Source organism: Anaerozeibacter quisquiliarum (assembly GCF_051162045.1).
Classification (GTDB): Bacteria; Bacillota; Clostridia; order Christensenellales; family Aristaeellaceae; genus Anaerozeibacter; species Anaerozeibacter quisquiliarum.
The window spans coordinates 25,479-50,094 of the sequence record NZ_JBISDI010000024.1; the positions used below are offsets into that span (position 1 = coordinate 25,479).

The window sequence follows — 24,616 nt, forward strand, 5'->3', positions numbered from 1 at the left end:
ACATGTCTCATTCTGTCGCCTTGTCGCCTTTAGCATCCATGTCGGACAAAGCGTGAAGGGGCGATCGAATGAAGGCATTTTTATCACAGGACGAGGCCTTTGTGCGCGGGGCGTACGCGCTGTTTGAGGAGTTCCGGCGCGCGACGCAGGAATACCGCGACAAGTGCCGCGACAACGAGCAGTTCTGGCGCGCCAACCATTGGCACGCCAGCGCGCCGCGCGAACCGGGCGAGCCGCAGCCGGTCACGCCGGCGATGTTCTCCACGCTCGAGGCGGTGCTGGCCGACCTGATGGATCACTACCCGGACGCGGTGCTGCTGGGCGAAGAGCCGCGCGACGATCGGCAGGCCGAATGCCTGACGCAGCTGGTGCGCTTCGTGCTCAAGCGCCGCGGCTACCGCAAGGTGTACCGCGCGAAGTGCCGCGAGGCGCTGATGAAGGGCGCGTCGGTGCAGGAGGTGTACTGGGACGACGCGCTGCTCGGGGGCCTGGGCGACGCGGCGGTCCGGGCGTGGGCGATCGATCAGTTCTACTGGGACCCCAAGTTCGAGGACATACAGGACGGGCGCGCGGTGTTCAAGCTGGGCTACTACCCGCGCTCGTGGTATGAAGAGCGCTATCCGGAGCTGGCCCCGTTTATCGCCCGGGGCTTCGAGGCGCGGCGGGACGACCGGGCATACCTGGAAGACGACGCCTCCGAAGACGTGCCGCTGCTCGAATACTGGTTCAAGGCCTACGAACGGGAAGCCGGGGCGTGGACGGTGCACATGGCCAAGCTTGCGGGCGGGGTGCTGCTCGAGGACAGCCGGCGCGAGCGGCCCGAGGGCATGTACGCCCATGGTATGTATCCGTTCATCGTGGAGCCGCTGTATCCGCTGAACGGGCAGCCGGTGGGGCTGGGGCTGATCGACGTGCTCAAGAATTTGCAGGTGTACGCCGACGCGCTCGACCAGATCATCCTGAAGAACGCGCTGATGAGCGGCAAAATGAAGCTGCTGGTCAATCGGGCCGCCGACATCGACGAGGGCGCGCTGACCGACATGGACGCCGAGGTGGTGCGCGCCAGCCGCATCGACGAGGGCGCGGTGCGCTGGATGCAGGCGCAGCCGCTGGGCGGGTACCTGCTGGGCTACCAGCAGATGAAGCTCGCCTCGATCAAGGAGGAAAGCGGGCAGAACCTGTTCAACCGCGGCGAGACCGGCGGCGGCATCACGGCGGCCAGCGCCATCGTGGCGTTGCAGGAGGCGGGCAGCAAGAGAAGCCGGGTGCTGATCGACCAACTGTTCGACGGCTACGAGCGGATGGTGCGCATGCTGGTGGCGGTGATCGAGGAGAACTACACCGAACGGAGGGTGTTTCGCATCTACGGCGAAGGCGGCGGACGCCAGCTGGCCTACGGCGGCGGCGATCATCTGATCGACTTTGACGTCAGCATCCAGGTGCAGAAGCAGACGCCCTACTCGAAGCTCTACCAGAACGAGCTGGCGCTGCAACTGCTGGGCGCGGGCGTGATCGCCCCGAGCGACGCGCTCGAGATGATGAGCTTCGAAGGGCGCGAGCGGATCCTGGTCAAGGTGCTCGAGCGCGAGCGGCGCGCGGAGGCGGGGCAAGCGCCGCAGGCGGAGGATAGCACGGGAACGTAGCGGGCTTCCCATTCCCCTGCGCAGAGGGAAATGGGAAGGGACGCTGCAGGCCCTTGTTATAGCTATTTAGCGAACGGAGGGAAGACCATGGAGCTTTGGGAACAGCAGGAGGAAGACCGGCCGGGCGCGCCGGAGCCCGATGCGGTGGAGGCGAACGAACCCGGCGCGCCGATCACGGCCGAGGAGATGGACGCGGTCGTCGACGAACTGATTGCGATCGCCTCGCGCATGGCGGCTGAACGAACCGCCGAAGCCGCCGGGGGCGATGCCGCGGCCAGCGAACAGCGCCAGCTGGCGTTCGCGCGCAGCCTGCTTGCGCAGGAGGACGCGATCCTCAAGACGCGCCCCGATTTCGACCTCGAAGGGATGCTGCGCGAGCACAGCGCGTTCCGCGCGCTGGTGCTGGCCGGAGAGCCGGTCGAGCGGGCGCTGAACTACGTGTCCCCGGGCGAGGACGAGCGGCAGGTGGAGCGGGCGGTGCTCGAGCGCATCCGTCGCCGCGCCACCCGCCCGCAGCCCATGGGCAGCGCCAACCGGCCCGCGCGGCCCTCGGCACAGGAGCGGCTCAGCGAGGAGGAGGTCGCGCGCATCGACGCCCAGCTGAAGCGCGGGCAGAAGGTGTATCTCAACGACTGATTGAGGGAGGAATCCGGCCATGGCGAACGCCAATGTGAACAAGACGCAGCAGGGCTCGATGTCGGCGACGATGCAGACCTACTACGACCGGAAGATGATCATGGACATGAAGCCCAAGCTCGTGCACTACGAGTACGGGCAGAAGCGCCCGCTGCCGCTGAACGCGGGCAAGCAGGTGCAGTTCCGCAAGTGGACGCCGTTCGCGGCGCAGACGGGCGCGCTCGTGGAGGGCGTGGTGCCCGACGGCCAGGCGCTCAGCCTGACCGAGGTCAGCGCCTCTATCGAGCAGTACGGCGGTTATGTGGCGGTTTCGGACCTTCTGGACATGACCGCGCTCGACCCGGTGGTCAACGACAGCGTGGAGCTGATGGCCGACCAGGGCGCGCTGACCATCGACACGCTGACGCGCGAGCAGCTGGTCCGTGGAACCAACGTGCTCTACGCCGCGGGGCCGGACGGCCTGCCCGCGGCCGGACGCGCCGCGCTGACGCCCGGACACAGGCTGACCTCGACCGAACTGCGCAAGGCCGTGCGGCTGCTCAAGAAGAACAAGGCGCCCCAGTTTATGCGCGCCGGCAAGGGCTACTACGTGGCGATCGTCGGCCCCGACTCGGTCTACGACCTGCAATCCGACCAGACCTGGCAGGACGTGGGCAAGTATCAGGAGAGCGAGCAGATCTTCTCGGGCGAGATCGGCCGGCTGTTCGGCGTGATCGTGATCGAGACCAGCGAGGCGCATTTCTTCCGCGCGGAGAGTGAGATTGTGACGGGCCATGCCACGTTTACGAGCGCGGCCGCGAACGCCTATACACCGGGCGCGCCGTCGTTGCTGGTGACGGCCCAGGGCCTAAACGCCGCGCAGCTGGCGGCGCTTGAGGGCGCGCACGTCGTGGTGCGCGGCGAGCGGGTCAGGATTGCCTCGGCGGCGGCGCATGCCACGCCGGCCAACGGCACGGTGCTGACGCTTCAGCATCCGCTGAGCGGCGGCGCGGGCGACTACAACGGCCTGACCGTCTATCCCGACGGCGGCGGGGCCGAGGGCGGCGACGTGGCCGCCACGCTGGTGATCGGCAAGGACGCCTACGGCGTGGTTGACCTCGAGGGCAAGAACGTGCGCGCCATCATCAAGAACCGGGGCAGCGCCGGCACCGCCGATCCGCTCGACCAGATTTCTACGGTCGGCTGGAAGGTGGCGGGCTTCGCAGTCAAGATTTTGCAGGACGCGTGGCTGGTGCGCGTCGAGCACGGCGTGTCGGCATAGCGAAGGGAGGAAGAGAGGATGACGGTCAATACCACGGCCGGCGCGGCGGCGGCGCGCGCCATGTCGGTGCTAACGATCGACCGCGCGTTCGAGCAGGTGGCCGGCGCGCTCAAGAAGGCGCCCAAGGCGCGCGTGAAGGTACCGCAAGCCGGCGGCGGCGACGGGGTGGTGGAGCTTGGGTACAATGGGCGGATGTTCCTCATCAAGAGGGGCGCGCCGGTGGAGCTGCCGGTTCCGTTGATCGAGGTGCTCGAGCGGGCGGGGATGATCTGATGAGGCCATAGGGGCTGTGGCGGCGGGTGCGGCCTTCCCATTCCCCTCCGATGAAGGGAACGGGCGGGTCGCACGCCGGCGCTGCAGCCTCGCAGTTCATGAGGAGGGACGCGCATGACCCTATCCGAGATCCGCTTGCGCGCGCGGGCGCAGACCGGCGACCGATGCGCGGTCGACGCGGACGACGACGCGCTAATCAACGCCTACGTCAACGAGGCGCAGTTGCTGCTCTACGGCGAGTACGCCCCCGAAGAAACGCGGGCACTGTCGGGCGACGGCGACGTGAGCGCCCTGCCCGAGGCGTACCACGGCGCGCTGGCCGACTACGGCAGCTACCGGCTGCTGGGCAACTCAGGGCTGGGCGCGCAGCAGCGCTCGCAGTACTACCACATGCGCTTTGAGCTCGCACAGATGCAGCTTCGGCGCCACTTCGAGCGCCGGGCGGCGAGGACGCGGCTTGGCAACAAGTTCAACTGATGGAGGGGAGCCTGATGGAATACCGGATTGACCGATTTCAGGGGCTTTCACAGGCCGGGGACGACCTGATTATGCCGGGCGGCTGCGCCCCCGAGGCCGAGAACGTGTCCACCGAGGACGGGCGGCTGAGCGTGGCGCGCGGCTTTCGCCGCCACGCCGCGCCGCCGCTCGCGGGCGGGATCGGCACGCTGGCCGCGTTCCACCAGCGCCGGGAGGGGGAGACCGTCCGGCGGCTGGTGGCGGTCAACAAAGAGGGCGTGTGGGAGCTGACCGAGGCCGGCTGGCAGGCGCGCTACTTGGGGGCGGGGGCCGAGCGCGCCAGCGCGCTCAATTATCAGAAGGCCGGCGCGGACATCCTGCTGCTGGCCGACGGCGTCAGGCCGGTGCTCAAGTGGGACGGCGGGGCGCAGATGGAACCGCTGCCCGGCTGTCCGCATCCGTTCGGGCAGCTGACGCTCAACTACGAGCGGGTATGGGGCAGCGCGGTGGCGAATGAACCCGACGCGGTCTACTGGTCGCGGGCGTTCAACCCCGAGGACTGGAGCGGCGACGCCGAGCGGCCGGACGCCGGCGGCGGCACGGTGCTGATCCCCACCTGGAACGGCGGGCGGGTAAAGGCGCTCAAGACTTTCCTCGGCGACGTATTGGTGTTCAAGGACGGGGATTTGTTTCGGATCGTGGGCACCTATCCGGGCAACTACGAGGTGGTGCGGGTGCATGGGGTGGTCGGTCCGGTCGCGCCGATGAGCATCGCCTGGACGGCGGGCGCGTGCTATTTCTTGGGCGAGGACGGGCTGTGCGCCTACGACGGGGTCACGGCTCAGTTGGTGGGCGGCGGCGAGGCCAAGCGCTTGTACGAGCGGGTGAACCGGCCTTCGGCGCAGGGGGCGGTGAGCGCGCTGTACAAAGGCAGGCTGCACCTGGCGCTGCCGCTCGACGGCGCGACGCGCAACAACGCCCTGCTCGAGGTGGACCTCGCGCGCGGGCAATACCTGCTCAAGACCGGGTTCACGGTGAATTGCTTCCTGGCGCTGGACGACGCGCTGCTGATGGCGGACGCCGACGGCCGGCTGCACGTCTACGGCGCGGGCGACAGCTACGCCGGGGCCAAGATCGACGCCTTCTGGCGCGGGCCGTGGCAGCAGATGGGCGCAGGCGCGGGCCGGTTCACCCAACTCAACATGTTTGCCAGCGGCGCAATGGACATCACGCTCGAGACCGACCGGAGTCGGATGACTCGGCGGGTCATGCTGGGCGAGCGGATGCGCCCGGCCTGCGTGCCGCTCTCGGGCAGCGGGCGCAGGTTCCGGCTGACGATCAGGAACATCGACGGCGGCCGGTTTGCCGTCGCGCCGGGGCTGACCATTTCCGCTGAAAGCGACGACTGAAAGGAGCACATTGCATGGCATCGGAGTATTTCGGGCTCAGGGGCAAGCTGGTCAAGCAGTACCAGCAGATATTGAATGGACTGGGGGCCGACCTCAAGGTCAACGGCCGGTGGAACAAGAAGACCGAGGCGGCGTTCAACCAATACCGCGACCGGTTTCTCGAGGCGATCGGGGCCAAGCCGCGGCCGGTCGGGCCCAATCCCTATCAGCTGATGGACGTCGAGGAGCGTACCGACGAGCAGCACCTGGACGAGGCCCGGCGGGCCTACGGCGATATGAACGCGGGGGAGATCGAGGCGCTCGAGCGCGGCGCGCGCGCGCGCCAGGCGGCGATTCAGTCGCAACTGGGCGCGCTCGAGCCCGAGACCGAGCGCCTTAAGGCGCAGCTGGCCGAGCATTACGCCGCGCAGCGCCAGACGCTGTCGGACGCGGCGCTGTCGCGGGGGCTGGGGCGGTCGAGCTACCTGACCGATCAGCTCTCCGGCAGTCAGCAGCGGGAGACGGCCGACGCCCGGGCGATGAGCGCCGACGCAAGCGCGCGGCGGCAGGCGCTCGAGGGACAGATGGGCCAGGTGGGCGGCGACCTCGCGCAATCGACCGCGCGGCTGGTGGCCGAGCGCGAGCGCAAGATCCTGTCGGCCATCGACGAGTACCGGCGCTTAGAGCGCGACCGGGCCGACCAGGCGCTCAAATACAACAACGAGCAGTTGGAGCGGCACTTGAGCGCGCAGGAGCAAAGACGGCAGTTCGAGGAGCAGCTAAGACAGCAATTCACAATCGCGCGCATGAAGAAAAGGCGGTAATTTTTATGCACGATTACGCATATTCATTGAATATTAACGCCAAAAGGGGTTGATATCGGCCGGAATGCGCTGTATAATATGCGCATAAACCGAATGGAGGACATGAAGATGCATCAAATCAAGAGGGTGGCCGCGCTGGTGTTCGCGCTCATTATGCTGACGGGCGCTGTGGCGAGCGCGAAGGAATTTGTGGTGGGCACCAACCCCGAGTTCCCGCCGTTTGAGTTCGTGGGCGACGGCGGCGAGATCGAGGGCATCGATCCGGAAATCATCGCCGCCATCATCCAGAAGGTCGACGCCGCCAACACCGTGAAGATCGAGGCAATGGAGTTCGACGCGCTGATCCCGGCGCTCGCCAGCGGCAAGATCGACGTGGCGATCGCGGGCATGTCGGTCAACGAGGATCGCAAAAAGTCGGTCGATTTCACCGATCCCTACTTCGACGCCGTGCAGGCCATCATCGTCAAGGAAGGCAGCGAGATTGCGGGCGAGGCCGACCTCGAAGGCAAGAAGATCGGCGTGCAGATGGGCACCACGGGCGATCTGTACGTGACCGATCATGTCAAGGGCGCCGACGTGCAGCGCTTCAGCAAGGGCATCGACGCGGTGCAGGACGTGGTCAACGGCCGCCTGGACGCGGTGGTGATCGACGCCGCGCCGGCCGCGGTGTTCGTCTCACAGGGCAACGGACTTAAGCTTCTTAGCGAGCAGCTCAACAGCGGCAACGAGCAGTACGCGATCGCGCTGCCCAAGGGGAGCGAGTTCGTGGGCCCGTTCAACGAGGCGCTGGCCGCGCTCAAGGCGGACGGCACGCTGGACGCCATCATCGCCAAGCATCAGGGCTAAACAGACCGGGGTCGGTTTAGACGTAAAGCCGGGGCGGACGCGTGCGTCCGTCCCGCATATGGTGTTATACCAATCGGAATCATTAACGCGTTAATGGTTCCGGTTGGTATGAAAGGGGGGACTTGTTTGGAGGGAATTTCGAACTGGTTTGCCGGCATCGGGCAGCAGTTTACATTCAACATCATCGAGGGCGACCGCTACAAGATGCTGCTCGAGGGCCTGGGCGTCACGCTGGTGGTGGCGCTGTCGGCGGCGCTGATCGGCATGGTGCTGGGCTGCGCGATCGCGCTGATGCGGCTGTCGAACGCCCATATCGGCCGGTGGTATTGGCTTAGGAGCATTGCGGTCGTCTATGTGGACGTCATACGCGGCACGCCCGTGGTGGTGCAGCTGATGATTATGTACTTTATCATCCTGGTGCCGTTCAAGGACATCAGCAAGACGACGGCCGCCATCCTGGCGTTCGGGCTCAACAGCGCGGCCTACGTCAGCGAGATGGTACGCGGCGGCATCCTCGCGGTCGATAAGGGACAGACCGAAGCCGGTCGGTCTTTGGGGCTGTCGGGCGCGTCGACCATGCTGCTGATCGTGCTGCCGCAGATGATAAAGATCACGCTGCCCTCGCTGTTCAACGAGTTCGTGATGCTGCTCAAGGAGACCTCGGTCGTGGGCTTCATCGGTCTGATGGATCTGACCAAGGCGGGCGACTACATCAAGAGCCGCACCTACGAGCCGTTCTTCCCGCTGCTCACGGTGGCGGCGATCTACCTGGGTCTGGTGGTGGGGCTGACGCGGCTGTTCGCCCGCCTGGAGGGGAGGCTGAGGCAGGGTGATTAGCACAAAGGGATTGACCAAGGACTTCGGCGCGCTCAAGGTGCTGGGCGGCATCGACCAGCACATCGGGCGCGGCGAGGTGGTGGTGGTGATCGGGCCATCCGGTTCGGGCAAGAGCACCTTCCTTCGGTGTCTCAACCTGCTCGAGCAGCCGACCGGCGGCAGCATCGTCTTTGACGGCCGGGAGATCACCTCAAAGGGCGTGGACATCGACCGCGTGCGCCGCAAGATGGGCATGGTGTTCCAGCAGTTCAATCTGTTCCCGCACAAGACGGTGCTGGAAAATATCTCTCTGGCTCCGGTGCACCTGAAGCTCAAGACGCGCGAACAGGCGCGCGAACAGGCGATGGCGCTGCTCGCCCGCGTCGGGCTGACCGATAAGGCCGGCGTCTACCCGGCGCAGCTGTCGGGCGGACAGAAGCAGCGCATTGCGATCGTGCGGGCGCTGGCGATGGAGCCCGAGGTCATGCTGTTCGACGAGCCCACCTCGGCGCTCGACCCCGAGATGGTGGGCGAGGTGCTCGACGTCATGAAGCAGCTGGCGCGGGAGGGCATGACGATGGTCGTCGTCACCCACGAGATGGGCTTTGCGCGCGAGGTAGGCGACCGGGTGCTGTTCATGGACGAGGGGCTGGTGATCGAGGAAGGCCCGCCCGAGACGATTTTTGGAAGCCCCCGGCATAAGCGCACGCAGGACTTTTTGGGGAAACTGCTGTAAAGGCTGGCGTCAATTGATGTGGGGTTGCAGCGACAAGCGCTGCAGCCTCGCTTGCTGTCCGCTCTCTGCGCGAAAACCCCATCGCCCGCCCCGCCGGCCGGCAGATAAGGCGCGGGCCCAACGCCAAACAGGTTCGGCGGCCACCGGTCGCCCCTGCGGCGGTTTCCCCGACATTCCCAGGGAACCGCGGGGGAAGTACGCTCGCGTCAAAACGTAAATTTCATGTTTGGCGGCGTGATGCGCAAGCGCGTAAAAATATGGGCTTTACGAAACCCGTTTTATTGTGTATAATAATAGGGTCTAAGGAATGGAGGGCCCTCATGAAGTGCGTGTTTTGTAATTCCACCGATAGCCGCGTCATCGATTCCCGACAAACGGAGGACGGGTCCACCGTCAGGCGCCGCCGGGAGTGCGAAGGCTGTGGCCGCAGGTTTACCACCTATGAGAAAATCGACACGGTGCCGCTGATGGTCATAAAAAAAGACAAGACGCGCGTAACATTTGATTCAACCAAGTTAAAAGCGGGTATAATCAAAGCGTGCGAAAAGCGGCCGGTGCCCATGAAGGCCATCGACGCGTTGGTTCGTGAAATCGAAATGCGCGCGTACAACAGCTACGACCAGGAGGTCACCAGTCAGGCCATCGGCGAGATGGTGATGGATGGCCTGAAAAAGCTGGACGAGGTGGCGTATGTGCGCTTCGCCTCGGTGTACCGCCAGTTCCGCGACATTGAAACCTTTATGAGCGAGCTGAACAAGCTGCTCATCGACCGGGTTTGCGACAATTCCGCGGGGGACCGCGATTGATATGGCTTCGTTTGAAGCACATTGTATATTGAAAAGGAGAGACGAGCATGGCAAACGAACTGATTCTTGCGGTCGATGACGAGGCCCATATCCTTGAGCTGCTGTCGTTCAATCTTGAGGCGTCAGGCTATCGTGTGGTGACCGCCGCGACCGGGGAGGACGCGTTGGTCGTGTGCGCTCACGAGCGGCCCGCACTGGTGCTGCTGGACATTATGCTGCCGGGCATCGATGGTATGGAAGTGTGCCGCCGGCTTAAGGGCGCGCCCACCACGGCGGACATCCCGATCATCATGCTGACAGCCAAGGGCGACGAGGTGGACAAGATTCTGGGCCTCGAGCTGGGCGCGGACGATTACATCACCAAGCCCTTCAGCGTGCGCGAGCTGATCGCCCGCGTCAAGGCGCTGCTGCGCCGCGCCGCGCCGCAGAGCGAAGAAGAGGGCATCCTGCACGTGGGCAGCCTGACCATCGACGTGGGCAATTACGAGGCCTTCCGCAACGGCGAGAAGCTGTCGCTGACGCTCAAGGAGTTCGAGTTGCTCAAACTCTTGGTCATCAGCCGCGGCAAGGTGCTCACGCGCGACTTCCTGCTCGACCGCATCTGGGGCTATGAGTTCTACGGCGAGACGCGCACCGTCGACGTGCACATCCGCCACATCCGCCAGAAGCTCGGCGACGACGCGCACTACATCGAGACCATTCGCGGCGTCGGTTACAAGTTCAACGATCGGCAGGAGAATCGTCTGTGAAGAAAAGGGTTGCAATCATTGCGACCACGCTGAACCTGCTGCTCTGCATTACCTTCCTCGGCGTGGTCGCGGGCAACGCCCGCGGCACGCTGAATCGCGAAAAGCTCGACGAGATCGCCCTCATATGCCGCCTGTCCGCAAATCAGCTGGACAGCGCGGCATTTGCCGATGAAGAGGGAATCGGGTTTCTCAAGCAAGTGGACGCAGGCGAGGGCATGACGCTCACGCTGTACTCGGAAGGCGGCGTGACGCTGTACACCAACCGCCCCCAAATCGCCGACACGCTGACCGCGTCCGAGCGGACGGCGGCATCGGGGGGTACGCGCACGTTCGTGCGCAACAACCCGCTGGCCGGCGGCGAATGGCTGTACGCGGCGCAAAAGCTGCCCAGCGGCAGCTTCCTGTGCGTGTCCCACGCGGCCTACACGATCTGGAGCGCGATTGATCGGCGCGCGCCGGAGCTCTCGCTGCTGGCGTTGGCGGTGGCTTGGGTCAACTACGCGCTGCTGCGCATGGCCAACGCGCGCACCAACCGGCTGGTGAGCGGCGTGTTGCGCACGCTCGAGGACTTTTCCGAAGGGCAGTATGACAGCCGCATCACCGGCGCGCCCGGCGACTCGATCGAGCAGGTGGCGCGCTTCAACGAAGTGATCGGGCGGCTGCAGCACGAGGTGTTCCGGCAGAAGACGCGCAACCAGGCGCTGGGCGCGGTCATCAACCGGATGCAGAGCGGGATCCTGGCCGTCGATCAGGATCTGAACGTCATGCTGGTGACGCCCGTGGCCAAGCAGTTGCTGGGCATCGGCGGCTCGGCCGAGGGCATGCCGATCCAGCTGGCCAGCAAGGATGTCAAGCTCGACACCGCGCTGACCGAGGCGATGAAGCAGGACGGCGTGTACACCAGTGAGGTGGCGGTGCGCAGCCGCACCGGGCGCGGCATGCGCCCGATCCGGCTGTACGTGTCGCCGATGCAGGAGGACAGCAGGACTGTGGGCGCGGTGGCGTTGGTCGAGGACATCACGGAGCTTCGAAGGCTCGAGCAGGTGCGCACCGACTTTGCCGCCAACGTGTCCCACGAGCTCAAGACGCCGCTGACCTCGATCAAGGGCTTCGTTGAAACGCTGCAAAACGGCGCGATCGAGAAGCCGGAGATGGCGCAAAAGTTCCTGCGCATCATTATGCTGGAGGCCGACCGATTGACCCGGCTGATTAACGACATCCTCGTGGTGTCCAAGATGGAGTCGGGCTCGGATGCCGCGCCCCGCGAACGCATCCGCCTGGATGAGATGGTGGACGATGTGGCCGACATGCTGCGCATTCTGGCGGCGGAGAAGCAGGCTGCGGTGAACGTGGGCCATACCGCCGAGCCCAGTTACGTGCTGGGCAACCCCGATCGGGTGGAGCAGATGCTGATTAACCTGATCGAAAACGCGATCAAGTACAACAAGCGCGGCGGCTCGGTAACCGTGTCGCTGTTTAACGCGCCCGATACCGTGAACCTGTCGATCGCCGACACCGGCATCGGCATCCCCGAGGAGGATACGCCCCGGCTGTTCGAGCGCTTCTACCGGGTGGACAAGGGCCGGTCACGCTCGATGGGCGGCACGGGTCTGGGGCTGTCGATCGTCAAGCATATCGTCAAATCGATGGGCGGCATGATCGAAGTGCATTCCAAGGTGGGCGAGGGCACCGAGTTCCTGGTCACGCTGCCCCGCGCGACGGAGGCGGAGGAGAGTCAGGTTGAAAGACAGCTGGATACACAGGGCGAATAGCGGTTTCGGCTGCGCCGTGCTGCTGGCGTTGCTGCTGGCGGCCCTGTGCATGCCGGCGCGGGCGCTGTCTGCGGACGAACTGCGCTCGGTGCAGCAAAAGCTGATCGAGGGCGGCTTTCTCGAGGGCGCGGCCGACGGCATAGACGGGCCCAAGACCCGCAAGGCGATGGAACGCCTGGCGGCGTACGCCGCGCAGGCGGGTTCGGCGCGCGAGGGCGACGAACTGGCCCGGGCGCTGGTCGCGGGCGAGGTGCCGCTCGTCGGGGCCCCGGTCGGGCCGGGCAACAACGGGGAAATGGTAGAGCGCGTGCAGCGTCGGTTGCGCGCGTTGTCCTTTTCCGCCGACCAGGCCGACGGGCAATACGGCGCGGGCACGGCGCGCGCGGTCATGCTGTTTCAGCGCGCGACCGGATTGTCGCTCTCAGGTGTTGCCGACGCGGATACCCAGCGGCGCCTGTTTGCGCCCGAAGCGCCGGCGGCCGCCTGGCCGGCGCTCATCAAGGGGATGAAGGGCGAGCGGGTGCTCGCGCTGCAACAGCGCCTGGCGCAGTTGGGCTTCACGATCGCGCTGCCCGACGGCCAGTACGGCGCGGGCACCGTGCTGGGCGTCAAGGCATTTCAGACCTATGTGCAGACCGCGGGCCGCCATCAGTCGCTCGAGCGGGCGCTGCGCGAGGGCGAGCTCAACGGCATGGCCGATCCGCTCGTGCAGGAATTGCTGTTCGCGGACGATTTCGAACTGGCCCCCGTGGCGTTCAAACAGGGCGACGGCGGGCAGCAGGTGTACAGGCTGCAGCGTCGGCTGATCGCGCTTTGCTATCTCACAGGCAGGCCGGACGGCGGCTACGGCGCGGGCACGGCGAAGGCGGTCGCGGCGTTCCAAAAGCGCAACGGCCTGAAGGCTACCGGCGAGGCGGATCTGGAAACGCTGGAAGCGCTCTACGGCGCGGACGCGCTCGAACCGGTCAAGCCCTACAAGCTGGTGATCGATTTGGGCGAGCGCACGCTCAAGGTGTACGCGCTGGGCAAGAAGGGCCGCTACGGCGTGCTCAAGCGCACGATGCGGTGCGCGATCGGGCCGCAGGCAGCCGCGGGCGAATACGCCGCGCTGACCGGCCCGGCCGACGAGCCCCGGATGAAGCTCGGCGAGGGGCGGTGGGTGCGTTACCCCTTTGTGCTGGACGGGGCGCTGATGATCCACTCGATCCCCTACGACGCCGAAAACGGCGCGCCGCCGGCCGGATACGAAGGTACGCCGGACGGGACGGCCGACTGGGGCGGCATACTGCTGTCCGAGGAGGACGCGCGGCTGATCTACGAGACATGCCCGCGGCGCACACTGGTCGAGGTGATCGGGTGATGCGAGCGGCGCTATCGGAGCGCGTCTACGCGCTGGCGCGCCTGATTCCGCCCGGCAAGGTAGCCAGCTACGGACAACTGGCGCTGCTCGCCGGGCATCCGCGCGCCGCGCGCGCGGTAGGCGGCGCGCTGCGCGCCTGCCGCATGCCCGACGTGCCCTGCCACCGCGTGGTGCGCGCCGACGGCTCACCCGCGCCCGGCGATGCCTTCGGCGTGCCCGGCCTGCAGCGCCGGCTGCTCGAGGACGAAGGCGTGGCCTTCACCGAGGACGGCCGCGTGGACATGCGCCTGTTTCAATGGCGCGGGCCGGAGGGTCGGCATGATTGAAAAAGTTGGCGGCGATCATTATACATATTGCGCGCCAAAACGCTGAAACTGGGATCAAAGGAGATGATCCCATGCCCGATTCGCTGGGCGAACTGCTTACGCGCGATCGCGAGGCGCGCGCGTTTTTTGATTCGTTGCCGATGTTCATTCAGGATCAGGCGCGGCAAAGCGCCGCGTGCATCGAGACCCGCGAGGAGCTGAGCGGTTTTGCCAACGAGGCGGCGCGAAGCGCGCTGAAGTTGCCCCAATACCGGCCGATGTTTGAAGACGAGACCGACAGCGGGGCCGACCTCATGTAAAAGGGACGGGCCGCGCCGCTGAGGTTGAGGGGCGCGCAGCCCTGCGCGCCTCGCCCCGACGGGGCGGAATCGGATAAACCCAAGATCAAAGTACCGCGTAAAAACTGCTTGAGGGGTCTGTGCACTGAGAGCGGAATGCTGAAAAAGCTCGGTATATAGCCTCAACGTCTCGGCACCCCACCGTCGATTCAAGAACACGATGCGTCCCGGCAAACGATTCTTAGACCGAATATTCCCATCAACGCGAATCCGCTTTTTGACCGGACACCGCACTTTCTTTACTACATCTGTTCGCGCAGTTCCAGCCAAACAAGCTCTGTTTTAGGCGAGCCTGCGCAACAGGCTATTTGTTCAGACGCGCCGGTTGTGCTATACTATAGCTGCCGAGGCTTGGGCTTGCGCACACGATTGGGATGGGCAAAGCTCCTGTTCCGCCCATCATAGGCCGAGCAACCGGCAACACAGGAGGGCTGTCATTGGCCATAAGCAGGATCATGCGTGCGGCGTTGAGGGCGATCACGGCGCTCGAGCCGGATGTGAAACGCAGTTACAAAATGGAGCGGCGGATCGAACAGCTGGCCGTGCGGTTGCGCGGCCATCCGGGCGATTTCCAAATCTGGAACCGGCCCGTGCATCTGGGCGACCGCGTGATTCCGGTTCGGCTGTTTGCGCCGCCGGGCGTGGTCAATGCACGGATGCTGCTGTTCTTTCACGGCGGCGGCTGGGTGACGGGCGGCATTGACAACTACACTGGGCTGTGCGTGGATCTGGCAAGGGCGACCGGCCAGCTCGTGGCCAGTGTGGATTACCGCCTGGCGCCGGAATACAAATTCCCAACCGCACCGGAGGACTGCTATCATGTGGCGCGGGAATTCTTTATGGGTGGCGCGCCGGGCGTGGATCCGGACGGCATCACGCTGATCGGAGACAGCGCGGGCGGCAACCTGGCGGCCGTCGTGTCGCTCATGGCGCGGGATCGCGGCGAGTTTCTGCCCCGGCGGCAGATCCTGCTCTATCCGTCCACCTACGGGGATCACAGCGAGGCGTCCCCCTTCGCGTCCATTCGCGACAACGGCACCGACTTTTTGCTGACCTCCAAGCGGATCGAGGGCTTTATCGATCTGTATATCCGTTCGCCGGAGGACCTGCTTGACCCGTACTGCTCGCCGCTGCTGGCGCCGGACCTCAGAGGCCAACCGCGTACGCTGATCGTCACGGCTGAGTACTGCCCGCTGCGCGACGAGGGCGAAGCCTATGGCGAACGGTTGCGCGCCGCGGGCAATGACGTGGAGATCGCGCGCATCATGGATGCGCTGCACTCGTTCATGATGCTGCCGCCCAGCTTCAAGTCTGTGCGGCAGACGCTCGACATCATCAACACATTCCTGGAAAGGGAGTAGACCCCTATGGGACAGCACAAGTCGTGGAGCCGGCTGGACAACGCCGCGAAGATATTTCCGCCGACGAGCTCCAGGCGAAGCACAAAGGTGTTCCGCCTGGTTTGCGTCTTGAACGAGCCGGTCGACAAGGACACGCTGCAGCGCGCGCTGGAAAGGGCGGTGGACGCGTTTCCCTTGTATCGCTCCGTGCTCAAAAAGGGCTTGTTTTGGTATTACTTCGAGGACAGTGACATCCGAGCGCAGGTGCAGGAGGAGTGCCTGCCCGTGTGCAGCCCCCTGTACAATGTGGATCGGCATGGGCTGCTGTTCCGCGTGTCCTATTTCGGGCAGCGGATCAACCTTGAGGTGTTTCACTCGCTGGCCGACGGGTCCGGCGCGCTGCGGTTCTTACGCGGCATGATCCATCATTACCTGGCGTTGAAGCACGGCCTGACCGGACATCTGGCGGATGACGAGCCCGCGCGGGATCAGGTGGATCAAGACGCTTTCTATCAGTATTACGACAAGTCCGGCGCCATCCCCAAGCAGGACCACTGCAAGGCCTACCGCATTCGCGGCGAAAGATACCCGCGCAACGCTCTGTCAATCACGGAGGGCCTCATGTCCGCGCGGGCCGCGTTGGACAGGGCGCATGAGCATCGGGCCTCGCTGAGCGAGTTCCTGGTGGCGCACCTGATCTGCGCCATCCTCGATGGCATGGCTGTGCGCGACCGCCAGCGCCCCATCGTGATCACCGTGCCCGTGGACCTTCGCAGGTTCTTCCCCGCGCAGACCGCGCGCAACTTTTTCGGCCTGATGCTGGTAAAGATTGACGCCTGCAAGGAGATTCCGGACTTCGAACGGGTGCTCGACATCGTGCGCGAGTCGTTTGAGCGGCAGTTGAGCCGGGATAACCTCAGCATCGCGATCAGCCGCTACTCCGCCATCGAGAACAATCCGTTTATCAAGGCGATTCCGCTGCAACTGAAGATCCCGATCCTCCGGCTCGCCGGGCTGCGCTCAGACCGCGGCGACACCGCCGGATTCTCCAATGTGGGCCGCGTCGTCATGCCCGAAGAGGACGCCCGATACATCCGCATGTTCGGCGTATACTTCAGCGCCAAGCGCCCGCAGGTGTGCGTGTGCTCCTTTGGCGACACGCTGGCCATCAGCATGTCGTCTCCATTGATGGACACGGCGGTGCAGCGGCGGTTCTTCCGCAGGTTGACATCGCTGGGCATCGACGTGCAGGTGATTTCCAATCTTCCATAACGACGCCGAGAGGAGGAGTCCCCATGCTGCGCTGTGAGCACTGCAATATCGGCCTGCCCGGCACACCGTCCGCCTGCCCGCTGTGCCAAGGCGCGCTGACCGGCACGCCCGACGGATCCGGACGCGCGTTTCCGGACCTGCCCAAGAGCGGCCCAAGCGCCCACAGGAGGCTGCTGCAATGGATCGCGTTCGGCACGGTCTGTTTGGCCGCCGTGTGCGCCGCGATCAACCTGATCCTTCCCTCCGGCGGCATGTGGTCACTGTTTGTCGCGGCGGGCGTTGCCAGTCTGTGGACCGATTTGGGCGTGGCGCTGAAAAAGCGGCGCAACTTGCCCAAGGCCATCCTGTGGCAGGTGACCATCATGTCGCTGATCGCGTATCTTTGGGATCGGTTCACAGGCTATCACGGCTGGTCCGTGGATTATGTGCTGCCCATCCTATGCATCTGCGCGATGATCGCCATGACGGTGGTGGCCAAAATCCGAAAGCTCCACATCCAGGACTACATCCTGTATTTGGGGCTGGACTGCGCGCTGGGCATCATCTCGTTCGTGCTGATCCTGACGGGCAGCGTGCGCGTCATCATCCCCTCCGCGCTCTGTTTCGTCAGTTCGCTCATCTTCCTGGCCTTCCTGCTCTTCTTTGAAGGCAAGTCGCTGTGGGCGGAAATCCAGCGCAGAACGCATCTGTAAGAAACGAAAGGGGTTGGGCGGCCGGTGGGGGAGTAGAGGCGACGGGCCGGTCGCGCTTCTCGCCATCCGCCCGCGCTGCGGATCTCATGCCCGCCGCCATCGCGGCGAATCGTAAAAAAGCCGCCTCGCTTTCGCTTAGCGGCTTGTCGGTCAAAGTGTCGTGTCTCTGCCCTTCGAAGCGCCCCGCCGTCATGACCGCAGACCGCCCCGAACGTCGTCAAAAGGCCCTGCCGCAAGTTCAATCGGGGCTTGCGCATCCGTCTTGCGCGGTCAGGGGCGCTCCCTCTCCATCAGATCGACGGCGCGGACGATACCGGGCACGAAGGCCATGGCGAAGCACAGCAGCGCGTCCGGGCCCAGGTAGGTGAGGTTGTAGCCCAGCGAGTACCACAGTACGCTCTGGCCCACCGGGGCGTTCGAGGCGAAGAATATCATACCCGACAGCACCGCCATCGCGTAGCGCCCGAGCGAGGCCAGCACCACGGCGAGCGGTAGCTTGGACCACTTGGGCAGGGGCAGGTACCGGGCGATCGCGCCCAGCGCCAGCGCGCCGAACGCCAGCGGGTAGTCGAGCAGCAGCTGCACCGGATGGATGACGTAGGGATCCTGGATCAGCTGCAGCAGCCCGTAGGCGCAGCCGGCCAGCGCGCCCGCCGCCGGGCCGTAGGCCAGCGCAAAGGCAATCAGCGGCAGCATCGACAGCGGGGTCACCGAGCCGCCCTGGGGCACCCGGTACAGCCGGATGCCCGACAGCACGAACGATAGCGCGATACACATCGCGGCGACGGCCAGTTGGCGGCTGCTCCAATTCTGTTTCTTGCGGCCGGAAGCCAGCAGCGCTACGCCTGCCGCCAGCAGCGCAGCCACGATCGCCCAAGCGTACCAGTGCACTTCCATGAGTTTCTTGACGGCGCCCGCAAACCATTCGTTCATATCGGTATCCTCCCGTAATGTGTTTACAACTGCCGCTTCGGGCGGTATAATGGGTAAAAATGCCCGCATGCCCATTCGGACATGCGGGAAACGGCGCTCCGCGGGACGCGCCCGCTCGGCCTCCGCTTCCCTACGGTGGGATTACCCACTTCAGGTTCCAAGGGACCGAGCCTTCGCTCATCTCAGCCTTGCGGCGCCCCCAGCGGTACTTGCACCCCCATTGTAGGTCGAGCGAGCCGGGCTGTCAAGGGGGATTTTGAAAACTGCGCGGTAACTGCCCGCATACCTTCCCCGGGAGGTTTGGAGGAGAGGGCCGGGGTTCCGCGTTCAATCGTAGGTGCCGGCTCTGCCGGCGCCTGTGGATTCCCCCAGAGGGCGCGCTTGCCCTCGCTCAATTCGCGATGGTCGCCCCACGCCATCCGGCGTGGATGCTCGCTTGCTCATTGGACTGGCGCCCTCTTCCTCGCCCACTGGGCGCGGTCGGGCGCGTCCCGACGGGGAATCGATTCCGGCAGCAGGATTCGCGTGACCGACGAAAGGAGGAAGCATGTCCAACCATTTTTTCGCCTATATGGCCCGGATGAAGCTGATTAAACGCTGGGGACTTCGGCGCAACACGCGCGAGGAGAACGACCAGGAGCATTCGCTGATGGTGGCGATGATCGCCCACGCGCTGGCGGTGCTGCGCAACACCCGCTACGGCGGCAGCATCGATCCGGGCGAGGTGGTGACGCTTTCGATCTACCACGAGGCGGGCGAGGTAATCACCGGCGACCTGGCCGCGCCGATCAAGTACTTCAACCCCGGCATCAAGCGCGCCTTCAAGGACATCGAGCGCATGGCAAGCGAACAGCTGCTCACCTACCTGCCGGGCGATCTGCGCGGCGCATTCGAACCGTTGCTTTTTCCGGATGAGGGCAGCGAGGTCTGGAAACTCGTCAAGGCCGCCGACAAGATATCGGCCTATTTGAAGTGCCTTGAGGAACTGGGCTACGGCAACGACGAGTTTGTGCGCGCACAAAAGCACTTGCTCGAGGAAATTGAGGCGACCGGCCTTCCCGAGGTTTCTGACTTTATGCGTGAGTTTACCCCGAGTTTCTTGTTGTCATTGGATGCGCTGAACTGAAAACCGATAGATTTCTTGGATTTCATTATCGATAATGATACCGAGGGAGGGCGGAGTATACCATAATGCCAAACAAAAAACAAAATATTTGTGAAGTATAGGGGCTGGATATTTCGGCCCTTTGTCGTTATAATTTTCATATTACCGAATGTCGGTGTTGGATTTGCAAGGCGACGTTAAGGAGGAAGATCAATGGCGAGTCTGTCTCTGAAGCACATCTACAAGGTCTATCAGGGCGGCGTCACCGCGGTGAGCGACTTTACGCTGGACATCGAGGACAAGGAGTTCGTCGTGCTGGTCGGGCCGTCCGGCTGCGGCAAGTCGACCACGCTGCGCATGGTGGCCGGCCTCGAGGAGATTTCCGAGGGCGAGCTGTTCATCGGCGACCGCTTGGTCAACGACGTCGCGCCCAAGGACCGCGACATCGCGATGGTGTTCCAAAACTACGCGCTCTATCCGCACATGACCGTGTTTGACAACATGGCCTTCGGCCTCAAACTGCGCAAGACCCCCAAGCAGGAGATTGAGCGCCGCGTGCGCGAGGCCGCCAAGATCCTGGACATCGAGCACCTGCTGGGCCGCAAGCCCAAGGCCCTGTCGGGCGGTCAGCGCCAGCGCGTGGCGCTCGGGCGCGCCATCGTGCGCGAGCCCAAGGTGTTCCTGATGGACGAGCCGCTGTCGAACCTCGACGCCAAGCTGCGCGTGCAGATGAGAACCGAGATCACCAAGCTCCACCAGCGCCTGCAGACCACCTTCATCTACGTCACCCACGACCAGACCGAGGCCATGACGATGGGCTCGCGGATCGTAGTCATGAAGGACGGCTTCGTGCAGCAGGTGGATACCCCGCAGAACCTGTACGACTTCCCGGTCAATCAGTTCGTGGCCGGCTTCATCGGCACGCCGCAGATGAACTTCTTCAAGGTGCGCTTGGCGAAGGAAGCGGACGGCGTCTATGCGGTGTTCGCGGACAACCGCATCAAGATCCCGGCGGGCAAGCTTCAAAAGTTCAACTCCGACAGCTACATCGGCAAGGAAGTCATCATGGGCATCCGCCCCGAGAACATTCACGACGACGACTCCTTCCTCGCCGCCTCGCCCGATACCGCGATCGACGTGGCCGTCGAAATTGTGGAGCTGATGGGTTCGGAGACCTACCTGTACCTCAAGACCTCCGGCAAGGACGGCAACGTCGTCGCCCGCGTTGACCCGCGCACGACCTCGCGCACCGGCGATAAGATCCGCGTGGCGTTTGACGCCAACCGGCTGCACTTCTTTGACGCCAACACCGAGGCCACCATTCTGAACCGCTGACGCGGTCGCGTGAATCCGCCGGCCAGAGCCCCGAAAACTCAGTGTTTTCGGGGCTTTTCCCTGCCGGGGCATACATGATTCCGGAATGAAACCCCTTACATCCTCGAGGCTGTTGGTGACTTTCTGGATAAAATAGATGATTGATTTTATGGCATATCAACGAATTCATAAGAATCCCGCTTTCGTGGTTGATTTTTTGTGGCTTTCATGATACCCTGCATACATAAGAAATTTGATTCGGGGGAGCGGGGATGTTTTTTTTGAAACGTAATGTAACCACTTACATTTGGAAGAAGCGGAGAAAAACCATTGAATTCGACCATTTATGACGTGTCAAGACTCTCGGGGGTCTCCACGGCTACGGTTTCCCGTGTATTTTCCGATCCGGAGCGGGTGCGGGAAGGAACCCGGCGCAGGGTGCTGGAGGCCGCCGAGGTCTTGCATTACCACCCCAACGCCATCGCCAGAGCCATGGCCAAGCAGAGGACCGATAAAATCGCGTTCCTCATCTGCAAGCAGCGCGCCACCATTCTGGATGAATTCTACGCCGGAATTTGCGACGGAATCATGCAGGAAACCAACAAGACGGACTATCAACTGCTGATTTCCACGGCTGACGCGTGGAAGACGACAGCCGGCACGGCCCAGCGCAAGCAGATCGAGGGCGTGATTCTCGGCGGCAACGCCCAGGCGGACATGGTCTTGGAATTCCAGAACCAGCATATCGCGGTGGTGCTGGTCAACAGCCGGATTCCCGGGCTGGACCTGCCCTGCGTCCTATCGGACGAGGAGGGCGGCGTCCGACAGATTGTGGAGCATCTGTGGGATCGGGGGCACACCCGGATTGCCATGCTTGCCGGCCGACTCTCCCCCTACATCAGCAGCGAGCGCTACAACGCGTTTTTGAAGGCCATGCGCCAGAAGGGAATCCCGGTGGATTCCCAAAGCGTGAAGATGTGCAGCCCTGACGTGGAGAGCGCCACCCGGGCGGCCACGGAGCTGCTGACCGGATCCCGGCGGCCCTCGGCAATCTTCGCCTCCAACGATGTCATTGCCTCCGGAACGCTGAAGGCCGCGGCGCGGCTTAAGGTCAAGGTGCCGGAAGAACTGGCGGTGGTTGGCTACGACGACTCTGCGCTGTGTACGATGCTGGAGCCGGAGATGACCTCCGTACACACCCACCGCCATCGGATGGGGAGGCTCTGCGTGGAGCGGCTCACCGCCCTGCTTAAGGGGGAGGAACTGACGGAGCCGACCACCATCCTGCCTGCGGAACTGGTCATCCGGGGAACGACATAGGGAGCCGCCGATCTATTCTGACGCCGGCTGGCGGGCGCTTTTTCGCCCGCTCGTTCCTGCGAAACGCCTGACGTAGCGCTGCCGCGTCTGCGCATTTTTCAGGAACAATCGGGTGAAAGATCCCTACGCCATGAGGGTCCGAATCAATCGGCGCCTACCTGGGGCTGAGGAGGAAATATGAAGAAAAAAGTCGGGATCGTCCTTCGCGGATTGACGGCGATTATTCTGCTGGTTATCACCCTGTTTCCCATCTATTGGCTGGCGGCGATGGCCATCCGGCCCACCAGTGAGATGACGGGTCATATTTCCGTCGTGCCCCATACGCTGACAGGGGAGCATTTCTCCCGGCTGTTTACGGATAAAGGGTTTGGCCGGGCCATCCTGAACAGCCTTGAGGTCACCGGCATATCGCTGGTGCTCTCCCTGGCGTTCGGCCTGTGCGCGGCGTACGTCATCGCCCGGCACAGGTTCCGCTTCGGGATGAAAAAGCCCCTGACCTACTGGGTGCTGCTGGTGCGGATTCTGCCTCCGGTGGCGTTCACCATCCCCCTGTATACCATGTTTTCCAAGATGGGCGTGCTGAACACCAAGCTCCCTCCCGCTCTGGCCTGCGTACTGATTAACATCCCCCTGACCATATGGTTCATGATCGGCTTCTTTCAGGATCTGCCCGAGGACATTGAGGAGAGCGCCCAGATCGACGGGGCCACGGAGTGGCAGCTCTTCCGGAGAATTGTCCTGCCCTTGGTGGCCCCCGGCGTGGCGGCCATCGCCATGCTGTCGTTCATGTACGCGTGGAACGAATATACCTACAGCATCATCTTCGTGCAAACGCCCGCCAATTACACGGTTCCCCTGGCCCTGGCGGTGCTGAATACGGAGGATAACCTTACCAACTTCGGTCTGGTGGCTTCCGGCGGCGTGATTTCCGTCATCCCCATCGCCCTGTTTGTGATCTTTGCGCAGAACTATCTAATCAGCGGTTTATCCAGCGGTGCTGTAAAAGAATAGCCCAAGGAGGTGATCTCCGCCCGGCCCCCATCCAATGCTTGCAGTGTGCCCGATGCAAGTTGTCCAGGCTACCTCGGGTACGGACTCTATATATATGAGGAGGAGAATCATGAAGAAGTTATTTGCCCTTGCCCTCGCGCTCGCCATGGCCCTTTCTCTGGCCGCCACTGCCGCCGCCGAGCCCGCCAAGCTGACCCTGATTCTGCGGGGCGGGAACTACGCCGAAGCGATTAAGGCCGGACTCCCCGATTTTGAGGCGCAGAACAACGTGAAGTGCGAAGTGCTGGAACTTGCCTTTGACGACCTGCACAGCAAGATCGCCCTGGACGCGGTGAACAGCCAAGGCGCTTATGATCTGTGCATGGTGGACGGCTCCTGGATGGCGGAGTTCACCGCCTATAACGTGCTGACCAATCTGTCCGAGCTCGGCTACAGCTTCGACGACGACATCATCCCCGAGACCACCACGATATGCAAGGTGGGCGACGACATTTTCCTGGCCCCCTATTTCGGCAACGTAACCGTCATGCTGTACAACAAGCAACTGCTGGCCGACGCGGGCGCTACCGTGGAGAGCCTTACGACCTGGGAAGGGCTCGAAAAGGTAGCCCAAGCCGCCAACGCCGCCGGTAAGGATGGCTTCCTGATTCGCGGAGGCTCCCCGGACAACATCGTCTCCGACTTTATCCCCCACCTGCTGTCCCAAGGCGGCTGGCTTGTCGACGCGGACAACAAGCCCACCGTCGACACGCCCGAGTTCAAGGCCGCCATGGAGGCGTATCTTAAGCTGTATAAGCTGGGCGACACCAAGGACAAGGACGACATCGTAGCCGCCATCGACAACGGCGACGCGGCGCTGGGTCAGGGATGGCCCGGCTGGTATGTCCCCAAGGCCGACAGCAACGCCAGCTACACCGTAATCCCCACCAAGCTGAGCGACGCCGACAGCGACAAGAAAACCTCCATGTACGGCGTGTGGACCGTGGGCATCCCCAATAACAGCCAGAACAAGGAACTCGCCCTCAAGCTGCTTACGTACATCATGAGCCCCGAGGTACAGTTGGCCTCCATCGACAACGGCGGCGTGCCCTGCCGGTTCAGCTCCCTGCAAAACAAGGACGTTCTGGCCAAATTCCCGCATCTGGAGATCGTTTGCAACGCCCTCCAGTCCGGTGTGTATCGCCCCGTGATCGAGCAATGGAACGAGTTCACCACCATTTTGGGCACCGAAATGGACAACATCATTCAGGGCACCAAGGACATCGATCAGGGTCTGAAGGACGCACAATCCGAAGCGGAAGCCTTGCTGGCTTAACGAGGCACGCAGCTCGCGCAGGGGCGGCTAATCGCCGCCCCTGCGGGGGAACCGTATCCCATCGAATAAGGGTTTTGATTGTGC

Annotated in this window: 25 protein-coding genes and 1 riboswitch; of the genes, 24 read left to right on the plus strand and 1 reads right to left on the minus strand. The window is 63.8% G+C overall.

From position 1 onward, the window contains the following. Positions 1-68 precede the first annotated feature (68 nt). The 19 genes from ACH6CV_RS11525 (at position 69) to ACH6CV_RS11615 (ending at position 17,534) form a co-directional block, all read left to right on the plus strand. Positions 69-1,643, plus strand: coding sequence for a portal protein (locus ACH6CV_RS11525; protein WP_456358345.1), 1,575 nt, complete (start codon positions 69-71; stop codon positions 1,641-1,643). Positions 1,644-1,730: 87 nt separating this feature from the next. Next, positions 1,731-2,279 carry a hypothetical protein gene (locus ACH6CV_RS11530; protein ID WP_456358346.1) on the plus strand — a complete coding sequence of 183 codons (549 nt, stop codon included), beginning with the start codon at positions 1,731-1,733 and terminating at the stop codon, positions 2,277-2,279. 19 nt (positions 2,280-2,298) lie between these two features. Continuing rightward, positions 2,299-3,540 carry a N4-gp56 family major capsid protein gene (locus ACH6CV_RS11535; protein WP_456358347.1) on the plus strand — a complete coding sequence of 414 codons (1,242 nt, stop codon included), beginning with the start codon at positions 2,299-2,301 and terminating at the stop codon, positions 3,538-3,540. Between the two features lie 18 nt (positions 3,541-3,558). Beyond that, positions 3,559-3,813 (plus strand): hypothetical protein, encoded by a 255-nt coding sequence (locus ACH6CV_RS11540; RefSeq protein ID WP_456358348.1) that lies wholly within the window; start codon positions 3,559-3,561, stop codon positions 3,811-3,813. A gap of 114 nt (positions 3,814-3,927) precedes the next feature. Continuing rightward, complete coding sequence (locus ACH6CV_RS11545) at positions 3,928-4,290, plus strand: hypothetical protein (protein WP_456358349.1); 363 nt, start codon at positions 3,928-3,930, stop codon at positions 4,288-4,290. Between the two features lie 14 nt (positions 4,291-4,304). Beyond that, positions 4,305-5,678: a hypothetical protein gene (locus ACH6CV_RS11550; protein WP_456358350.1), complete on the plus strand. Its 1,374-nt coding sequence runs from the start codon at positions 4,305-4,307 to the stop codon at positions 5,676-5,678. A 14-nt stretch (positions 5,679-5,692) separates the two neighbouring features. Then, complete coding sequence (locus tag ACH6CV_RS11555; protein ID WP_456358351.1) at positions 5,693-6,481, plus strand: hypothetical protein; 789 nt, start codon at positions 5,693-5,695, stop codon at positions 6,479-6,481. 108 nt (positions 6,482-6,589) lie between these two features. Next, on the plus strand, positions 6,590-7,327 hold the full coding sequence (locus tag ACH6CV_RS11560) for a basic amino acid ABC transporter substrate-binding protein (RefSeq protein ID WP_456358352.1): 738 nt from the start codon (positions 6,590-6,592) through the stop codon (positions 7,325-7,327). Positions 7,328-7,453: 126 nt separating this feature from the next. Then, positions 7,454-8,164, plus strand: a complete 711-nt coding sequence (locus ACH6CV_RS11565; RefSeq protein ID WP_456358353.1) for an amino acid ABC transporter permease — start codon at positions 7,454-7,456, stop codon at positions 8,162-8,164. Then, positions 8,157-8,879 carry an amino acid ABC transporter ATP-binding protein gene (locus ACH6CV_RS11570; protein WP_456358354.1) on the plus strand — a complete coding sequence of 241 codons (723 nt, stop codon included), beginning with the start codon at positions 8,157-8,159 and terminating at the stop codon, positions 8,877-8,879. Before ACH6CV_RS11565 ends, ACH6CV_RS11570 begins: the two co-directional genes overlap by 8 nt. 320 nt (positions 8,880-9,199) lie before the next feature. Beyond that, positions 9,200-9,685, plus strand: a complete 486-nt coding sequence (nrdR, locus tag ACH6CV_RS11575; protein ID WP_456358355.1) for a transcriptional regulator NrdR — start codon at positions 9,200-9,202, stop codon at positions 9,683-9,685. A gap of 47 nt (positions 9,686-9,732) precedes the next feature. After that, entirely contained in the window at positions 9,733-10,434 is a 702-nt protein-coding gene (locus ACH6CV_RS11580; RefSeq protein WP_456358356.1) for a response regulator, read from the plus strand. Beyond that, positions 10,431-12,206, plus strand: a complete 1,776-nt coding sequence (locus ACH6CV_RS11585) for a sensor histidine kinase (RefSeq protein ID WP_456358357.1) — start codon at positions 10,431-10,433, stop codon at positions 12,204-12,206. Before ACH6CV_RS11580 ends, ACH6CV_RS11585 begins: the two co-directional genes overlap by 4 nt. Next, the gene (locus ACH6CV_RS11590; RefSeq protein WP_456358358.1) at positions 12,175-13,566 is read left to right on the plus strand and encodes a L,D-transpeptidase family protein; all 1,392 of its coding nucleotides are present in this window, start codon (positions 12,175-12,177) and stop codon (positions 13,564-13,566) included. The genes ACH6CV_RS11585 and ACH6CV_RS11590 overlap by 32 nt, the downstream gene beginning before the upstream one ends. Next, complete coding sequence (locus tag ACH6CV_RS11595) at positions 13,566-13,892, plus strand: MGMT family protein (protein ID WP_456358379.1); 327 nt, start codon at positions 13,566-13,568, stop codon at positions 13,890-13,892. Before ACH6CV_RS11590 ends, ACH6CV_RS11595 begins: the two co-directional genes overlap by 1 nt. Positions 13,893-13,963: 71 nt before the next feature. Continuing rightward, positions 13,964-14,191, plus strand: a complete 228-nt coding sequence (locus tag ACH6CV_RS11600) for a hypothetical protein (protein WP_456358359.1) — start codon at positions 13,964-13,966, stop codon at positions 14,189-14,191. Positions 14,192-14,673: 482 nt separating this feature from the next. Next, positions 14,674-15,591, plus strand: a complete 918-nt coding sequence (locus ACH6CV_RS11605; RefSeq protein WP_456358380.1) for an alpha/beta hydrolase — start codon at positions 14,674-14,676, stop codon at positions 15,589-15,591. 6 nt (positions 15,592-15,597) lie between these two features. After that, a complete protein-coding gene (locus ACH6CV_RS11610; protein WP_456358360.1) occupies positions 15,598-16,842 on the plus strand; it encodes a hypothetical protein in 1,245 nt (414 codons plus the stop codon). Between the two features lie 23 nt (positions 16,843-16,865). Then, positions 16,866-17,534 (plus strand): DUF6320 domain-containing protein, encoded by a 669-nt coding sequence (locus tag ACH6CV_RS11615; protein ID WP_456358361.1) that lies wholly within the window; start codon positions 16,866-16,868, stop codon positions 17,532-17,534. A 270-nt stretch (positions 17,535-17,804) separates the two neighbouring features. Here the strand turns inward: ACH6CV_RS11615 and thiT are convergent, their stop codons facing one another. After that, positions 17,805-18,467, minus strand: coding sequence for an energy-coupled thiamine transporter ThiT (gene thiT / locus ACH6CV_RS11620; protein WP_456358362.1), 663 nt, complete (start codon positions 18,465-18,467; stop codon positions 17,805-17,807). Between the two features lie 110 nt (positions 18,468-18,577). Further along, a riboswitch (TPP riboswitch) is annotated at positions 18,578-18,678 on the minus strand. Positions 18,679-19,014: 336 nt separating this feature from the next. Here thiT and yfbR point away from each other — a divergent pair. The 5 genes from yfbR to ACH6CV_RS11645 all read left to right on the plus strand — a co-directional run bounded on the left by yfbR (position 19,015) and on the right by ACH6CV_RS11645 (position 24,532). Continuing rightward, positions 19,015-19,593, plus strand: coding sequence for a 5'-deoxynucleotidase (gene yfbR / locus ACH6CV_RS11625; protein WP_456358363.1), 579 nt, complete (start codon positions 19,015-19,017; stop codon positions 19,591-19,593). 192 nt (positions 19,594-19,785) lie between these two features. Then, entirely contained in the window at positions 19,786-20,907 is a 1,122-nt protein-coding gene (locus tag ACH6CV_RS11630) for an ABC transporter ATP-binding protein (RefSeq protein ID WP_456358364.1), read from the plus strand. A gap of 309 nt (positions 20,908-21,216) precedes the next feature. After that, complete coding sequence (locus ACH6CV_RS11635) at positions 21,217-22,206, plus strand: LacI family DNA-binding transcriptional regulator (protein WP_456358365.1); 990 nt, start codon at positions 21,217-21,219, stop codon at positions 22,204-22,206. A 177-nt stretch (positions 22,207-22,383) separates the two neighbouring features. Next, complete coding sequence (locus ACH6CV_RS11640) at positions 22,384-23,217, plus strand: carbohydrate ABC transporter permease (RefSeq protein ID WP_456358366.1); 834 nt, start codon at positions 22,384-22,386, stop codon at positions 23,215-23,217. 109 nt (positions 23,218-23,326) lie between these two features. Continuing rightward, positions 23,327-24,532: an extracellular solute-binding protein gene (locus tag ACH6CV_RS11645; protein WP_456358367.1), complete on the plus strand. Its 1,206-nt coding sequence runs from the start codon at positions 23,327-23,329 to the stop codon at positions 24,530-24,532. The last annotated feature ends 84 nt before the right edge of the window (positions 24,533-24,616 follow it).

Coding starts and splice junctions, on each gene's coding strand:
- ACH6CV_RS11525 (WP_456358345.1), top strand. CDS start 69: ATGAAGGCATTTTTATCACAGGACGAGGCCTTTGTGCGCGGGGCGTAC.
- ACH6CV_RS11530 (WP_456358346.1), top strand. CDS start 1,731: ATGGAGCTTTGGGAACAGCAGGAGGAAGACCGGCCGGGCGCGCCGGAG.
- ACH6CV_RS11535 (WP_456358347.1), top strand. CDS start 2,299: ATGGCGAACGCCAATGTGAACAAGACGCAGCAGGGCTCGATGTCGGCG.
- ACH6CV_RS11540 (WP_456358348.1), top strand. CDS start 3,559: ATGACGGTCAATACCACGGCCGGCGCGGCGGCGGCGCGCGCCATGTCG.
- ACH6CV_RS11545 (WP_456358349.1), top strand. CDS start 3,928: ATGACCCTATCCGAGATCCGCTTGCGCGCGCGGGCGCAGACCGGCGAC.
- ACH6CV_RS11550 (WP_456358350.1), top strand. CDS start 4,305: ATGGAATACCGGATTGACCGATTTCAGGGGCTTTCACAGGCCGGGGAC.
- ACH6CV_RS11555 (WP_456358351.1), top strand. CDS start 5,693: ATGGCATCGGAGTATTTCGGGCTCAGGGGCAAGCTGGTCAAGCAGTAC.
- ACH6CV_RS11560 (WP_456358352.1), top strand. CDS start 6,590: ATGCATCAAATCAAGAGGGTGGCCGCGCTGGTGTTCGCGCTCATTATG.
- nrdR (WP_456358355.1), top strand. CDS start 9,200: ATGAAGTGCGTGTTTTGTAATTCCACCGATAGCCGCGTCATCGATTCC.
- ACH6CV_RS11580 (WP_456358356.1), top strand. CDS start 9,733: ATGGCAAACGAACTGATTCTTGCGGTCGATGACGAGGCCCATATCCTT.
- ACH6CV_RS11595 (WP_456358379.1), top strand. CDS start 13,566: ATGCGAGCGGCGCTATCGGAGCGCGTCTACGCGCTGGCGCGCCTGATT.
- ACH6CV_RS11600 (WP_456358359.1), top strand. CDS start 13,964: ATGCCCGATTCGCTGGGCGAACTGCTTACGCGCGATCGCGAGGCGCGC.
- ACH6CV_RS11610 (WP_456358360.1), top strand. CDS start 15,598: ATGGGACAGCACAAGTCGTGGAGCCGGCTGGACAACGCCGCGAAGATA.
- ACH6CV_RS11615 (WP_456358361.1), top strand. CDS start 16,866: ATGCTGCGCTGTGAGCACTGCAATATCGGCCTGCCCGGCACACCGTCC.
- thiT (WP_456358362.1), bottom strand. CDS start 18,467: ATGAACGAATGGTTTGCGGGCGCCGTCAAGAAACTCATGGAAGTGCAC.
- yfbR (WP_456358363.1), top strand. CDS start 19,015: ATGTCCAACCATTTTTTCGCCTATATGGCCCGGATGAAGCTGATTAAA.
- ACH6CV_RS11630 (WP_456358364.1), top strand. CDS start 19,786: ATGGCGAGTCTGTCTCTGAAGCACATCTACAAGGTCTATCAGGGCGGC.
- ACH6CV_RS11640 (WP_456358366.1), top strand. CDS start 22,384: ATGAAGAAAAAAGTCGGGATCGTCCTTCGCGGATTGACGGCGATTATT.
- ACH6CV_RS11645 (WP_456358367.1), top strand. CDS start 23,327: ATGAAGAAGTTATTTGCCCTTGCCCTCGCGCTCGCCATGGCCCTTTCT.